Genomic DNA, 13,313 nt, shown 5'->3' on the forward strand with positions numbered 1-13,313 from the left:
TTAAAGCGGTTTCAAAACTGAGTTTTAATGCTTGTTTTGTGTGTCAATATGTAAAATATAAAAACTCACAAAAAAGAATGAGAAATGAAAAACAAAGTTACTAACAATGATAAACGTTAATTAATTTATCTTTCAAGTTTACATTCTTCAATTTCGCGGGAATTTCATGCAATACTCAAGAATTTCGGTGAGGGTTATGTTTAAATGAAATTAGTTCGAAAGGATGTGACGATGTGATTGTGGTTTTTGACAGTTTAACGGGGCAATGTCAACGATTTGCGGAAAAACTTGGCGTACCATGTATTGATATCTTAGAGTATGAACCGATGGATGAAGACATTTTTTTGGTAACGCGGTCATGGGATTTCGGTAAGGTAACGGAAGAGACCAAAGCATTTTTGGAACACGAAGCTGCAAAGGTCGTTGGCGTTGCGGTTGGTGGCAATCGCAATTGGGGCACAAACTTCGGTGCAGCAGGCGATAAAATTCATGATGAATACAATATTGAACTTGTTTTAAAGTTTGAAGGATCAGGATTCACAAAAGATGTGGAGATTGTTCAACAATGGCTTGAATCATATAAGGGGAGGACAAAATAAATGACAGTACAAAATAAATCAAATCAAATTCCAGAATGGGTAATCCTAAATAATCAAATCGTTGATGGCGATGGAAATATTAAGGATTTAAATAAAGATAAGGAGGCAGTCCGCTCTTACTTTTTAAATGAAATCAATAAGAAAACTCAGTTTTTTCACTCACTTGAAGAAAAATTGGAATATCTTACAACGAATGATTATTACGAAACAGAATTTTTAGAAAAGTATACGTTTGATCAAATTCAAGCGGTCTATGATATTGCATATGATGCCAAATTCCGTTTCCCGACATATATGGGAGCGTTTAAGTTTTATAATGATTACGCACTTAAATCCATTGACGCGGAACGTGTGTTTTTAGAACGTTATGAAGACCGTCTTTCGGTAATTGCACTTTATCATGCGGATGGCGACTTTGAACTTGCTAAAAGACTGATTACGTCGTTAATTGCGCAAGATTTTACACCGGCAACACCAACACTTCTCAATACCGGTAAGAAAAAACGCGGTGAATTTGTATCGTGTTTCTTATTGGAAGTGGATGACTCGTTAAACGATATTGCACGAGTTCAAGAATTTGCGATGCAACTTTCAAAATTGGGTGGTGGCGTTTCCATTAACTTGACCAATTTACGTGCAAAAGGCGAATCAATTAAAGACATTCCAAACGTTGCGAAAGGTGTTGTTGGGGTAGCAAAACTTTTAGATAATGCATTCCGATACGCCGACCAAATGGGACAACGTCAAGGTGCAGGAGCTGTTTACTTAAATGTATTCCATGCTGATATTGAAGATTTCTTGCAAACAAAAAAACTCAATGCCGATGATGATGTTCGTGTTAAAACGCTCTCAATGGGGGTTGTGATGCCCGATAAAATGATTGAATTAGCGCGTGAAGATAAAGACATGTATGTCTTCTATCCACACACGGTCTATAAAGAATACGGGATTCCATTCTCAGATGTCGCCATTAAGATGGATGAATGGTACGACAAGTTGGTTGAAAATCCTAAAGTGCGCAAACGCAAAATCAATCCACGTAAGTTATTTGATATGATTGCGCAATTACAAGGGGAGTCAGGTTATCCATACATTATGTATGCGGACAACGTAAACAAAGAAAATCCACTTGCTGATCCAATCAAGTTCTCGAATTTATGTACAGAAATTTTACAGCCGTCGATTGTATCTCACTATGGTGATTATCATCGCCGTGATGAAGATGAAATCGGTCTCGATATTTCTTGTAACCTTGCGAGCGGTCATATGGGAAATATGATCAAAAATAACTCCATTAAAGAGACCGTATTTGCTGCAATGGAAATTATGAACTCTGTTTCCGAAAAAACAAATATTGCGCATGTTCCCGCTGTAGCGCGTGCAAACCGCATTATGCGAAGTGTTGGTTTTGGTATTATGGGACATCATGGTTATATTGCAGAAAATTACATTGGTTACGGTAGTGAAGAAGATATTGACTTAATTGATGTGTTCTTTAGTTTAATTAACTATTATAGTCTTGTGCATTCAATGGAGAAAGCGAAAGAAACCGGCGAGAAATTCTATGGTTTTGAGCGAAGTTCGTATGCGGACGGCAGTTATTTCAACGATCGGGGTCAAGTATTACCAAAGACTGACGTGGTTCGAGGCTTGTTGTCGGATATTGAAATACCAACGGATGAAGACTGGGCTCAATTAAAAGAAGATGTAATGACCCATGGACTCTACAACTCAAATCGATTAGCTGTTGCACCGAATGGTTCGATTGCATATGTTATGAGTGCTACACCTTCCTTAACGCCAATTAAACAAATTGTCGAAGAACGTACGTATGGAAATTCAAAAACATACTTCCCAATGCCTGCTGCGGATGTTGCGGGGTTTATGTACGAATCAGCATATCAAATGGATAAGTATAAGATTATCGACGTGATTGCTACGGCTCAAAAGCATGTTGATCAAGGAATTTCATTTGAGTTATGCATTACTTCGGATGAGACAACACGAAGTCTACAACGCTATTACCTCTATGCACATTACCAAGGAATTAAGACGTTGTACTATACACGAACACAAAAATTGAGAATTGATGAATGTGAAAGTTGTGCGGTTTAAGGAGGAGGAAAACGATGATGTTAAAGCAAATTAATGAGATTAAGGCGGATCGCGAATACGATGGCGCGAATTGGAATGAACATGAAGATAATTTTACACAGACGTTTTACGAACAAAATTTAAGTCAGTTTTGGAGACCGGAAGACATTAGTCTTCAGCCTGATTTAAATTTATGGGCGAGTTTACCTGAAGATGTGAAACTGGCCTATGGACGAAACTTACTCGTACTTACGTTCCTCGATACATATCAAGGTGATATAGGAATGCCTGTTGTTTCGCGATCGATTGATCATAAATATCATCAGCGTAAGTCGGTGTTGAACTTTATGGCAGCTATGGAAAATGCTGTGCATGCGAAAAGTTATTCAAATATTTTTATGACATATATGAAAAACGAAGAAATTGATGACCTTTATCGATGGGGCGAACAAAATAAGAATATGCAAAATATTCTTGCTTTAATTGTTGGTTACTATGAAAACTTAGATCGTCTTACCTATCGCAAGCAATATGCAGATTTAGGGGATCCAGTGGATGACTTTGAATTTGATGTTGCACAGTGGAAAGCCATGGTTGCAAGCGTGTTCTTGGAATCGTGCCTCTTCTATAGTGGGTTCTATTATCCCCTCTATTTTTATGGTCAAGGGAAATTAATGCAAGCTGGAGAAATCATTAATCTTATCTTGCGTGATGAAAGTATCCATGGGCTTTATATTGGAAACTTGGCGATGGAACTTTATCGCAAGTTCGATGCTGAGACACAAGCGTCGCTCTATGAATGGCTTACAACCTATCTCGATGCAATCTATGAGGAAGAAGTTGAACTCATTGAAACAATTTATGATCCCGTAGAATTATCGCACGATGTTAAGATCTTTGTTCGTTACAATGCGAACAAAGCCATGATGAATCTTGGGTTTGATGCATATTACGAATATGAAGAAGTAAACCCTGTTGTACTTAATGGATTAAACACTGAAACAAAAACAATGGATAACTTCTCGATGAAGGGAAATGGTTATCAAAAAATGAAATCTGAATCATTACATGATGATGACTTCTTCTTTGATAAAGAAAGGATTACACGATAATGACAAAAGTTATGATGTTAACTCAGGACAACTGTCCAAAATGTATGGCATTAAAGAACTACCTCGAGTTGGGACTTCGTAATAAATATGCCGAACATATCGAAGTGGTAAAGCGAGAGGAAAACCCAGAACGTTTTAAATCAATCGCGTTGGATCATGGGATTATGGCAACGCCTGCCTTAATCGGGGGCGATGAGGTATTGCTCGATACAAACCCATCTAAAGTAAACGCATTTTTCGAAAAAATCATTTAGACTGGAATTATTCCAGTCTTTTGTTACATTGATATAAGGAGAAGTGGTGCATGAAAAAAATAATAAAAAAATCCAAACTGTTATGGAGATGATGTCCTCAAATGAAGGGACACTCTTTACATATGCTTTGGCATATTCAATTATCGTTGGTATTGCACCGTTTATCATTATATCGGTGGTGTTTGTGGGGACGTATGTATACGATGTATCACAGATTATTCAACTTTTACAACGTTATGTCCCAGCGGACTTAATTCTGCCATTTGTGGATTACATTCAAACATCGGATTTGTCGAATTTATGGTTGATCATCTCATTGCTTGGGGTATCGATTTGGGTTGCTTCAAAAGTATTTATTCGTTCCTACTGTTAAGTAGCGAACAAGATGGGGTCAATATTAATCATTTCTTTTTAAGAATTTTAGCGTGTATTTACTTTATCATGATTGTTTTAGGAATCATGGCTTTTGGAATCTTAATTGGATATGTTCCATTTATCAATAAATTTACGAGTCCAATAGTCATTACATTTTTCTTCGTTTTTTTCTACCGATTGTTGTCATTTAAATACACGCGATTTCGCGATGTTATTTGGGGATCTGCAATTACTTCAATCATCTTGATTCTATTAGGCCGTCTTTTCTTTGTGTACATTAATCAATATTCAAATTACCAAACCATTTATGGTCCACTCGCATCGATAATGATTCTCTTAATTTCAGGGTGGATTATCGCTTGGGTTGTCTTTTTTGGATATTGCATAAACTATGTTGTTCGTGATGATTCATTGCCTGTTCAAGGGAAGCATCGACTGATATCCATTCTGGAAAAAACAAATGAAAAAATCGATGAACGAGAAGAAAAGTTTATTCATGATCATATTGAAAACAAACACCCAGTAAAGGAAGATGCCATTACAGAGGTTGAGGACAATTCAGAACACTTACAAGACTAAGAAGCACCACGGTGTTTCTTTTTGTTTTGAATTGTAATGCGTGTAGAACCTTGTTAATATATTTAAAGGGAGTTGACGTTTATGGAAAAATTGATTCTTTTTATTGAAAAACCATTTGTCTTACGTTTGGTAAGCATCGCTGTAACGCTTTTTATTGTGTTCGTAGTGGTTCGTATCATTCGTAAGAGTCTTGTTAAAATTGAAAATAAAGTTCCGCTTGGCAAACAACAACGTACGGTTTACCCAATTATTTCGAGAACACTTGTGTATGTTGTGTATTTTATTGCGTTTATCATTATTTTAGAAACAATCGGATTGGATACGAAGCCCATTCTTGCAGTCACAAGTATAGGGAGTGTTGCGGTAGGATTTGGTGCACAACAACTTGTGAAGGATGTTATTAATGGATTCTTTATTTTATCGGAGAATCAATTTAATGTCGGTGATGTTGTTTCCTTATCGAATGTGACAGGGACAGTCGAGGACATCACATTGCGGACGACGCGATTGCGTAATGGGACGGATGGTAAAGTTTATATCATACCTAATGGTGAAATTAAGATGGTTACGAATATGTCGAAGGAATTTATGTTTGCGGTTGTTGATGTACCTGTTCCTTATGACAAAGATCTGGATACGATTTTAGAAATTTTAAATAATACAGTAAAACACTATCAAAATCCAGGATCAATTATGCAAACACCGATTGTTCAAGGCGTTACAGCATATGAAGAAAGTTCGTTAAATATTCGTATTACATGTAAAACGTATGTAGGAAAAAACTGGGCAGTTGAGCGAGATCTTCGTCGTGTAATTATTTATGCACTTGAAGCCCATGATATTACACTACCGTTTCCAACTCGGACCGTTTATGTTGAACAGGATTTATCCAATTAGATGATATTATTAATTAAATGCAAAAAAAGGTAACACGGATGATGTGTTACCTTTTTGGATGGCCTGAATTAACAGCTTAAGCGGATTCTGTTTATTTATAAATTTTCGATAGCAGTGATTGCACCGGTTTTTGCATTAATCAGTTTAATGAGTGCTTCAGGTTTCATCTCAATTTGCGTTCCAATGCGTCCACCGGAAAAGATTATAGTCTCAAAGAGCAAACACGTTTCATCAATAATTGTAGGGAATTGTTTTTTCATACCGATCGGCGAGCAACCGCCTCGAACATACCCGGTTAGGTCGAATAATTCCTTCACATGTAGCAATTCAAGTTTTTTGACCCCTAACCCTTTTGCACATGCTTTGAGATCGATATGGTCGGCAACAGGGATTAGAGCAACAAAATATTGATTTCCATTATGCAAGACGATGGTTTTAAAAACCTTTTCGGCTGATTCTTGAATTTGTTTGGCAACCGAGATGCCATCAATATTAATGCCATCACTTTGATATTCGCGCATGGTATAGTCAATTTTCTTTTGATCAAGAATGCGCATTGCGTTCGTTTTTTTCATTTTACACCTCATTTGAGTATATAGTAACATAAGTTGATTTCTTAGGGCAGTCTTGGTATTCTTAATTTATCAAGCAAAGTAAATGACACGCGTTAAGTGCATACGGATGGGAAGTTTCTGTATGACGAAGCGAAAGCGCGATGTGTTATTGCGTCCGTTGCGAGAGCTTTTCTTTTTGCTTGACAAAGAAAAGAGGAATTTATGATGAATACACGAAAGCTTACACATCTTGCGATGTTTGTGGTGCTTCAAATCGTTGTTTCACGGTTTTTAGCAATACCAACACCCATCGTTAAGATTAGTTTTACCTATGTACCAATGGCAATTGCAGGGTATTTATATGGTTGGTTATTTGGTGGCGTTGCAGCTGCACTTGCAGATGTATTGGGAGCAGTGCTCTTCCCACAAGGGGGTGCTTATTTTCCCGGTTTTACCTTATCAGCATTTATTATTGGCGCGATGTATGGATTGTTGAAGGATGCAGATTGCCGCTTATCCGTTATTGTCGGGATTGCGCTTTTTAATACGATTGCCATCAATTTGTTATTAAATACGTATTGGTTAAGTTTGGTACTTGGAAAGAGTTATCTTGCGATGATACCCGTTCGCGTAACGAAATCTTTAGTTATGCTTCCCATTAAGATTTTTGTCATTAAAAAGGTTTTGGACTATATGAAACCTTATAAAACTCGATTAACGAAAGCATAGGCATCCTATGCTTTCTTAAATTTTAGGAGGAATGTTATGAAAACAGATGTAGAGATCTCTGAAGCAACAAAAATATTACCGGTGCAATCGATTGCGGATAAATTGGGAATTTCTGCCAATCTTATTGAACCTTATGGTAACAGCAAGGCCAAACTTTCATTGGAAATTATGAAACGACCTGAACAGGGAAAGTTGATTCTTGTAACTGCGATTAATCCGACGCCGGCAGGCGAGGGGAAGACGACGGTAAATATCGGTCTCTCGATGGCTTTGAACCGTTTGGGTGTATCTGCTGTCAGTGCCCTCCGTGAACCTTCTTTGGGTCCGTGTTTTGGTATGAAGGGTGGTGCTACCGGAGGGGGTTATGCTCAAGTTGTACCGATGGATGATATCAATCTTCATTTTACGGGAGATTTTCATGCGATTACCTCGGCACACAATCTTCTTGCAGCATTAATCGATAACCATATCTATCATGGGAATGAGATGGGTATTGATCCTGAGCGACTTGTATGGCATCGGGTGATGGATATGAATGATCGCTCTCTTCGGGAACTGGAAATTGTTGGTAAGCGTGTCTCACATGCGACGTCATTTGATATTACGGTCGCATCGGAAATTATGGTTATCTTGTGTCTTGCGGAAGATATGGATGACTTGAAGCAACGCTTAAGCCGTATTGTAGTAGGGTATACATTTGAAGGTGAGATGCTGACAGCACAAGATTTTGATGCGGTGGGGGCCATGGCCTTGCTTCTAAAAGATGCAATCAAACCCAATTTAGTTCAAACAACCGAAAATACACCAGCGCTGATTCATGGTGGTCCGTTTGCGAATATTGCTCATGGATGTAATTCGGTTATTGCGACACGAATGGCTCTCAAAGTAAGCGACTATGTTGTCACAGAAGCCGGTTTTGGGGCTGATCTTGGTGCAGAAAAGTTTTATGACATAAAATGTCGCGGTGCCAATCTCGTCCCGGATGCGACGGTTTTAGTCGCAACGATTCGAGCACTTAAATATAATGGTGGTGTTCCCCTTTCGGAATTGGAAGACGAAAACATCGCTGCATTAATGGAAGGATCAAAAAACCTAATTCAACATTACGAAAATCTAAAGCAGTTTTCAGATAACGTGATGATTGCGATTAATCAATTTGAAACAGACACGCAAGAGGAAATCAATTATTTAAAACACTTGGGACATGAACTGGGTTGTGAGGTTGTCTTAACCAACGTGTTTGCCAGAGGGGGAGAAGGCGGTGAAGCATTGGGGCGTGCTGTTATTGAAATGTGTCAACGTCCTTCTAATTTCAAGCCTTTATATCCGCTAACGCAAAATCTAAGACAAGAGATTGAAACGATAGCGCATAGAATCTATCGAGCTGATTCAGTTTCATATTCTGAGAGTGCCCTTGAGAAGCTTAAGGATATCGAATCACAATACCCTGATGGTCTTCCAGTTTGCATTGCGAAGACACAAACATCATTTAGCGATGATCCAAAAAAACTCAATGCACCCGCAAATTTTTCGGTACATGTACGCGATGTTCGCCTTGCTGCTGGGGCTGGATTTGTCGTCGTTTTATTAGGGAATATTCTAACAATGCCAGGGTTGCCGAAACACCCAAATGCAGTCGATATGGATTATATCGATGGTAAGGTGACTGGATTGCGTTAGAAGTTGTGCTATAATATCTTCATTAATATTTGAGGTGAGTTGTGGAACATAAAGAAGTTTATATCGTATTAAGTGATACGGGGAGTCTTTTAACGCGCGTTATTAAAATGGTTACGGGAGCACCTTATAATCATGTCTCTATATCCTTTGATGCGTCGTTACATACACTATACAGTTTTGGGCGTAAACAACCGCACAATCCGTTTTGGGGCGGCTTTGTGAAGGAAAGTTTCTATGAAGGAACGTTTAAGCGTTTTAAGAATACCCGTTGTTTGGTCTTAAAGCTGGATGTTGAATTGGAGACGTATGCACAATTAAAGGCGAATGTCGGCGTGTTTGTCGAAAATATGGATGATTACCATTATAATTTTGTGGGGCTTGTTGGTGCGGCGTTTAATCGACGCATAGCCCGTGAGAACGGATATTATTGCTCCGAGTTTGTTGCAGAGGTTATGGAACAAGCGAATCTTGTTTTCTGGGAAACACCTGCTTATCTTGTTCATCCTTATGATTTCACAAAGGTCGAGGCATTTGAGGTCGTATATGAAGGCTTATTAGCTGAATTTTCAAAAGCGTGATGCACGCTTTTTTATTTATTTAAAGGTGTGTTAAAATAAGAGAAGAAGTGAGGAAATTTAATGGAAAAAAATATAGTTGATTTACTCAAGCAAGAACTTAAAGCGTACAGTCCGCATCAAATTGATGCGGTTTTAAAATTATTGGAAGACGGAAATACCGTGCCCTTTATTGCTCGTTATCGTAAAGAGGTTACGGGGACGTTGGATGAAGTCCAAATTCGAGAAATTGAAGAACGTCATCACTATCTAGAAACGTTAGAAACGCGTAAAGAAGAAGTGCTCCGTCTTATTGATGAGCAAGGAAAGTTAACGGATTCTTTGGCGCTGGAGATTGGGAACGCAACCGTACTTCAAAAAGTTGAAGATTTGTATCGTCCTTATAAGCAAAAACGCCGCACAAAAGCAACGATTGCGAAGGAAAAAGGTCTGGAACCACTCGCGGATGATGTTTTCTCCTGTCCACGTGATTTTAATGATGAAGCTCAGGGAACGGCCTATTTAAATGCTGAATTTGACTTAATTACGTTGGAAGATGTTTACCAAGGGGTTCATGAAATTATTGCGGAACGCGTCGGGGATGAGCCAGCATTTAGAGAGTGGATTCGAGAATATACAATAAATACAGGTGTTTTATCGACAGTCCTAAAGGATGACACCAAAGATGAACGTCATGTTTATGAGATGTATTACGCGTTTACCCAACCCGTTAAAAATGCTGCATCGCATCGGGTTTTAGCAGTTAATCGAGCTGAAAAAGAGGGTGTTATAAAGGTCGATATCGTTGTCGACGAAACAAAAATAATGCGTTATTTGGATCATCAAATCATTGGAAACAAGACGGATTCTCCAACGGTTCACAGGGTTAGAGCGGCTTATGAGGACAGTTATAAACGATTTATTAAACCAGCGATTGAGCGCGAAGTTCGGAATATGTTGACGGAGGAAGCGGATAAACAAGCCATATCTATTTTTGGAGAAAACTTACGAAATCTACTGCTGCAAGCACCGTTAAAAGGTCGTACTGTCATGGGATTTGATCCTGCATATCGTACCGGATGCAAGCTCGCTATTGTAGATGAAACGGGGAAACTCTTAGCGATTGATGTCATTTATCCACACAATCCCGCACCTGCCCATAAGCAACGTGAAGCGGCTCAGCTTTTTATCGATTTAATTGAGAAATATCATGTTGATATGGTGGCGATTGGAAATGGTACAGCAAGTCGAGAATCGGAAGTGTTCGTAGCTGAAAACCTTAAAAAAGTAACGACAAAAACCTTCTACCTCATCGTGAACGAAGCGGGTGCATCGGTGTATTCAGCAAGTGATATTGCACGCAAAGAATTTCCGGATTTACAGGTTGAACAACGTTCGGCGGTAAGTATTGCACGCCGAATACAAGACCCCTTAGCGGAGTTGGTTAAAATCGATCCAAAATCTGTCGGAGTTGGACAATATCAACATGATGTAAGTCAGAAAAACTTATCAAATCAGCTGGATTTTGTGGTTGAAACGGCCGTTAACCAAGTCGGTGTTGATGTCAATACTGCGAGTCCACAATTATTGGAACATGTTGCAGGACTCACTAAAACAACTGCGCAAAACATCGTGACGTATCGTGAAGAGAATGGTTCCTTCGATTCGCGGACACAAATCAAAAAGGTACCTCGATTAGGGCCGAAATCATTTGAACAAGCCATTGGATTCCTTCGCATTCCTAAAGGAAAAAATATTTTAGATAACACAGGAATTCACCCTGAAACCTATGTCATCACCAAACAACTTCTAAGCGATGAAGGCATTGCACTGAAGGATCTTGGTACGGAAGCGACACGAAAACATTTGGAGTCCTTATCAATCAATGCATTATCGGAGAAATACGATTTAGGAAAAGAGACACTTAACGACATCCTTAAAGCATTAATCGCCCCTGGTCGTGATATGCGTGATGCGATGAGTGGTCCACTTTTACGTTCAGATGTTTTAACGATGGAGGATCTGAAATCAGGGATGGAACTAAATGGTACTGTTCGAAATGTTGTCGATTTTGGAGCGTTTGTGGACATTGGCGTAAAGCAAGATGGACTCGTACATATTTCCAAACTAAGCAATCAATTTGTGAAACATCCGACGGATGTCGTTGCAGTTGGTGATGTTGTGAAAGTTTGGGTTGTGGATGTGGATGCTGCCAAACAACGTGTTCAACTTTCAATGATTCCCATGTCACAATTAAATTCATAAGAAAAAATGGTCTTCATCTACGTAAAGGTGAAGGCTTTTTTTGTGGTTTGACGAAAGAATGATTGAAAAACAATAAAAGAACAACAAGGATTTGTTAAGTTTGTGTTAAATTTTGTTGGTGAAAAGGTCGTTTTCCTATCCTATTTATATATGGGCAAATTGAAGCGTTTTCTTTCGTAAATGTCGTACATACCCTGGTGTATTATTCATTGAAAAAAAACCTTCAATGTGTTACGATTTACCCGTATTCACAGTGTTGAATGAAGGAGTCGATAACCCGTTATGAATGTCTAACTTTTCTTACAGAAAGTGGATGCGAACAAAACGGGGTTTTTTGAGATTATGGAGGTGCTTATGGCAAAGAAAATTCAAGTTGGTGTGATTGCGATTGTGGCAATGATTCTAATGTTCTTTGATTGGCGAATGACTCTTGGTTGGCTCATTGGCTGGGCATGCCTCTTAACGTTGGGATTTTTCAGAGAAAAATTTTATGCGGTTATGCTCGATGAGGATCAATTTACTGTAGGGAAATATATCCGGTATATCATATTTGTATTTGTAATCTTATGGTTACCATTATTACTTGCATTTATGTTTCCTAATGCAATTAACCCGTATGCATTAGCGGCATCGTATTTGATCGATCGACTCATATTATTTATGTCGGGATTATTTACAAAGGAGAATAAGCATGGTACAGAGTGAGCTCTATTCAGTCTTGATCTTAACGATTGCTGTCTCCGCCTTGATTTATGTTATTGGTACAAAGCTTAAAGATTTAACGCTTGAGGAGCGTCCGAAAGGATTGGTACTTAAAGCAGTACTTTATGTTCAAACCATAACTACGTTTACTGTGCAGAACATGGGTGAAAAACATGGGAAGCGCATGGCGGCGTACATTGGGAGTGTATTTATTTACATTCTCTTAGCAAATATGATGGGTTTAACGGGATTAGAAGCACCGACAAGTAACTATAGTGTTACACTCGTTCTTGCGATTATAACGTTTGTTCTCATCCAAATTGCAAAGATTGACGCGAATGGTGTTAAAGGATACATCAAAGGTTTCTTTGAACCGTTCTTCCCGTTTGTAATTCCAAACTTTTTCGGTACAGTTGCACCGCTCATTAGTTTGTCATTACGTTTATTTGGGAACGTATTATCGGGAACGGTCATTATGACATTACTCTCTACGTTTACAGCATGGGTAAGTAGTTTTGTTCCAGTAATTGGTGGATTCAACTTTATGGGTGTAATTGTAGCCCCAGTATTGCATTTGTATTTTGATTTGTTTTCTGCATTTTTGCAGGCATTTATATTTATTTCATTGACATCAATTTTAATTGCTGTCGAGTATTCAGAATAAGGAGGATTTAAAATGGATACAGTTAGTGTTGGAAGAGGGTTAGTAGCAATTGCTGCTGCTTTAGCGGTTATGACAGGGATTTTCTCAACAATTGGACAAGGTTACGCAGCGGCTAAAGCTGTTGAAGCTGTAGGTAAAAATCCAGAAGCAGAAAGTAAAATCCGCGCTATGTTAATTCTTGGTGCTGGTATTGCTGAAACAGCTGCTATTTATGGTATGTTAATTTCATTCTTGTTAATCTTTGTATTTAAGTAA

General features: G+C 38.5%; 15 protein-coding genes and 1 riboswitch. Of the genes, 14 read left to right on the forward strand and 1 reads right to left on the reverse strand.

Annotated features, from left to right (window positions below; genetic code table 11):
• Positions 1-233: 233 nt before the first annotated feature.
• The 7 genes from nrdI (at position 234) to EEI45_RS03690 (ending at position 5,910) form a co-directional block, all read left to right on the forward strand.
• Positions 234-599 carry a class Ib ribonucleoside-diphosphate reductase assembly flavoprotein NrdI gene (nrdI, locus tag EEI45_RS03660; protein WP_125164186.1) on the forward strand — a complete coding sequence of 122 codons (366 nt, stop codon included), beginning with the start codon at positions 234-236 and terminating at the stop codon, positions 597-599.
• A complete protein-coding gene (gene nrdE / locus EEI45_RS03665) occupies positions 600-2,714 on the forward strand; it encodes a class 1b ribonucleoside-diphosphate reductase subunit alpha (RefSeq protein WP_125164187.1) in 2,115 nt (704 codons plus the stop codon).
• 14 nt (positions 2,715-2,728) lie between these two features.
• Positions 2,729-3,805, forward strand: coding sequence for a class 1b ribonucleoside-diphosphate reductase subunit beta (nrdF, locus tag EEI45_RS03670; RefSeq protein ID WP_125164188.1), 1,077 nt, complete (start codon positions 2,729-2,731; stop codon positions 3,803-3,805).
• Complete coding sequence (locus tag EEI45_RS03675) at positions 3,805-4,059, forward strand: glutaredoxin family protein (protein ID WP_125164189.1); 255 nt, start codon at positions 3,805-3,807, stop codon at positions 4,057-4,059. Before nrdF ends, EEI45_RS03675 begins: the two co-directional genes overlap by 1 nt.
• Positions 4,060-4,105: 46 nt before the next feature.
• Positions 4,106-4,432 carry a hypothetical protein gene (locus EEI45_RS09130; protein ID WP_228410526.1) on the forward strand — a complete coding sequence of 109 codons (327 nt, stop codon included), beginning with the start codon at positions 4,106-4,108 and terminating at the stop codon, positions 4,430-4,432.
• Positions 4,360-5,013 carry a YihY/virulence factor BrkB family protein gene (locus EEI45_RS03680; RefSeq protein ID WP_228410527.1) on the forward strand — a complete coding sequence of 218 codons (654 nt, stop codon included), beginning with the start codon at positions 4,360-4,362 and terminating at the stop codon, positions 5,011-5,013. Before EEI45_RS09130 ends, EEI45_RS03680 begins: the two co-directional genes overlap by 73 nt.
• Positions 5,014-5,094: 81 nt before the next feature.
• Complete coding sequence (locus EEI45_RS03690) at positions 5,095-5,910, forward strand: mechanosensitive ion channel family protein (protein ID WP_125164191.1); 816 nt, start codon at positions 5,095-5,097, stop codon at positions 5,908-5,910.
• Positions 5,911-6,005: 95 nt separating this feature from the next.
• Here EEI45_RS03690 and ybaK read toward each other — a convergent pair whose 3' ends face one another.
• Positions 6,006-6,485 (reverse strand): Cys-tRNA(Pro) deacylase, encoded by a 480-nt coding sequence (ybaK, locus tag EEI45_RS03695; RefSeq protein WP_125164192.1) that lies wholly within the window; start codon positions 6,483-6,485, stop codon positions 6,006-6,008.
• Positions 6,486-6,557: 72 nt separating this feature from the next.
• Positions 6,558-6,647, forward strand: a riboswitch (THF riboswitch).
• Positions 6,648-6,686: 39 nt separating this feature from the next.
• On the opposite strand from ybaK, the gene EEI45_RS03700 reads away from it, so the two are divergent.
• From EEI45_RS03700 to atpE, 7 genes are all read left to right on the forward strand, one after another.
• Positions 6,687-7,193 carry a folate family ECF transporter S component gene (locus EEI45_RS03700; protein ID WP_125164193.1) on the forward strand — a complete coding sequence of 169 codons (507 nt, stop codon included), beginning with the start codon at positions 6,687-6,689 and terminating at the stop codon, positions 7,191-7,193.
• Positions 7,194-7,229: 36 nt separating this feature from the next.
• Positions 7,230-8,873, forward strand: coding sequence for a formate--tetrahydrofolate ligase (locus EEI45_RS03705; RefSeq protein ID WP_125164194.1), 1,644 nt, complete (start codon positions 7,230-7,232; stop codon positions 8,871-8,873).
• Positions 8,874-8,914: 41 nt separating this feature from the next.
• On the forward strand, positions 8,915-9,451 hold the full coding sequence (locus EEI45_RS03710) for a hypothetical protein (RefSeq protein ID WP_125164195.1): 537 nt from the start codon (positions 8,915-8,917) through the stop codon (positions 9,449-9,451).
• 60 nt (positions 9,452-9,511) lie between these two features.
• Positions 9,512-11,692 (forward strand): Tex family protein, encoded by a 2,181-nt coding sequence (locus EEI45_RS03715; protein WP_125164196.1) that lies wholly within the window; start codon positions 9,512-9,514, stop codon positions 11,690-11,692.
• 354 nt (positions 11,693-12,046) lie between these two features.
• Complete coding sequence (locus EEI45_RS03720) at positions 12,047-12,397, forward strand: hypothetical protein (RefSeq protein ID WP_125164197.1); 351 nt, start codon at positions 12,047-12,049, stop codon at positions 12,395-12,397.
• Complete coding sequence (locus EEI45_RS03725) at positions 12,384-13,058, forward strand: F0F1 ATP synthase subunit A (RefSeq protein WP_125164198.1); 675 nt, start codon at positions 12,384-12,386, stop codon at positions 13,056-13,058. Before EEI45_RS03720 ends, EEI45_RS03725 begins: the two co-directional genes overlap by 14 nt.
• 12 nt (positions 13,059-13,070) lie before the next feature.
• A complete protein-coding gene (gene atpE, locus EEI45_RS03730; RefSeq protein ID WP_003775506.1) occupies positions 13,071-13,313 on the forward strand; it encodes an ATP synthase F0 subunit C in 243 nt (80 codons plus the stop codon).

Origin of the sequence: Erysipelothrix piscisicarius (genome assembly GCF_003931795.1) — a bacterium.
Lineage (GTDB): Bacteria > Bacillota_I > Bacilli_A > Erysipelotrichales > Erysipelotrichaceae > Erysipelothrix > Erysipelothrix piscisicarius.

Excerpts from the sequence above, each read along its gene's own strand:
- nrdE (WP_125164187.1), top strand. The coding sequence starts at position 600 with ATGACAGTACAAAATAAATCAAATCAAATTCCAGAATGGGTAATCCTA.
- nrdF (WP_125164188.1), top strand. The coding sequence starts at position 2,729 with ATGATGTTAAAGCAAATTAATGAGATTAAGGCGGATCGCGAATACGAT.
- EEI45_RS03675 (WP_125164189.1), top strand. The coding sequence starts at position 3,805 with ATGACAAAAGTTATGATGTTAACTCAGGACAACTGTCCAAAATGTATG.
- EEI45_RS03680 (WP_228410527.1), top strand. The coding sequence starts at position 4,360 with ATGGTTGATCATCTCATTGCTTGGGGTATCGATTTGGGTTGCTTCAAA.
- EEI45_RS03690 (WP_125164191.1), top strand. The coding sequence starts at position 5,095 with ATGGAAAAATTGATTCTTTTTATTGAAAAACCATTTGTCTTACGTTTG.
- ybaK (WP_125164192.1), bottom strand. The coding sequence starts at position 6,485 with ATGAAAAAAACGAACGCAATGCGCATTCTTGATCAAAAGAAAATTGAC.
- EEI45_RS03700 (WP_125164193.1), top strand. The coding sequence starts at position 6,687 with ATGATGAATACACGAAAGCTTACACATCTTGCGATGTTTGTGGTGCTT.
- EEI45_RS03705 (WP_125164194.1), top strand. The coding sequence starts at position 7,230 with ATGAAAACAGATGTAGAGATCTCTGAAGCAACAAAAATATTACCGGTG.
- EEI45_RS03715 (WP_125164196.1), top strand. The coding sequence starts at position 9,512 with ATGGAAAAAAATATAGTTGATTTACTCAAGCAAGAACTTAAAGCGTAC.
- EEI45_RS03720 (WP_125164197.1), top strand. The coding sequence starts at position 12,047 with ATGGCAAAGAAAATTCAAGTTGGTGTGATTGCGATTGTGGCAATGATT.
- EEI45_RS03725 (WP_125164198.1), top strand. The coding sequence starts at position 12,384 with ATGGTACAGAGTGAGCTCTATTCAGTCTTGATCTTAACGATTGCTGTC.
- atpE (WP_003775506.1), top strand. The coding sequence starts at position 13,071 with ATGGATACAGTTAGTGTTGGAAGAGGGTTAGTAGCAATTGCTGCTGCT.